This window comes from Xanthomonas sp. LMG 12460, assembly GCF_009192895.1.
GTDB classification, from domain to species: Bacteria; Pseudomonadota; Gammaproteobacteria; order Xanthomonadales; family Xanthomonadaceae; genus Xanthomonas_A; species Xanthomonas_A sontii.
Genome location: NZ_NKUH01000072.1, coordinates 1 through 909 on the forward strand (window position 1 = coordinate 1; position 909 = coordinate 909).

A 909-nucleotide genomic window follows, 5' to 3' on the forward strand; every position below is an offset into this window, starting at 1 on the left:
GGCGCTGATCGTGCTGGGGACGCTGGCGGTCAATCTGCGCTGGTCCTGGCCGCGCCGGGCGGTGGTGGCGTCCTAGGCTGTATCGACATTCAGCGGTATTTTTTGGGGATGTCGAAGACCATCACGTCGCGGCCCAGCCGCTATGAATTGACCCAGAGCCAATGGGAGCGGATCGAAGACTTGCTTCCAGGCAAAGCCAGTGACCCGGGCCGCACAGCAGCGGACAACCGGGCTTTCGTCAATGGCGTGCTGTGGGTGTTGCGCTCCGGCGCACGCTGGAGTGATCTGCCGGCGCGCTACGGGGCCTACAAAAGCGTGCACAAACGCTTTACCCGTTGGGCCGCCAAGGGCGTCTGGGAGCGGATTTTCCAGAGCCTGACTCGGGCTCGAGACAACGAGTACCTGATGATCGATAGCAGCATCGTCCGGGCGCATGCACAAGCGGCGACCGGAAAAGGGGGGCTTCGGACTCGGCTCTGGGGCGCTCCCGAGGAGGCCTGAGCACAAAGATCCACTTGGCCGTGGACAGCCAGGGCCGGCCGGTGCGGGTCGTGCTGACAGGTGGGCAGCGTAACGACATCACGCAAGCGCGCGCCTTGTTGGCCGGGTTCAAGCCGAAATATGTGCTGGCCGACAAGGGTTATGACAGTCGGGAACTGGTGGCGTTGATTAGGTCACGAGGCGCCAAGGCGGTGATCCCTCCACGCAGTTGCCAGCGGCCGCGCCGCTACGACAAAGCACGCTACCGGTTACGCAATCGCATCGAACGTTGCTTCGCCAAGCTCAAACAGTTCCGCCGTATCGCCACGCGCTTTGATCGCAAGCCAACTCATTTCTTGGCTTTCCTGTATCTGGCCTCTATCCCAATGTGGCTGAAATGAATGTCGATACAGCCTAGTCCTGCGCGTC

1 protein-coding gene is annotated in these 909 nt (G+C 61.9%); it reads left to right on the forward strand.

The features are described from left to right. The first annotated feature begins 108 nt into the window (after positions 1-108). A protein-coding gene (locus CEK66_RS14500) for an IS5 family transposase (RefSeq protein WP_255424704.1) occupies positions 109-881 on the forward strand; the annotation gives its coding sequence in 2 pieces (ribosomal slippage) (positions 109-451 and positions 451-881; 774 coding nt in all). Positions 882-909 lie beyond the last annotated feature (28 nt).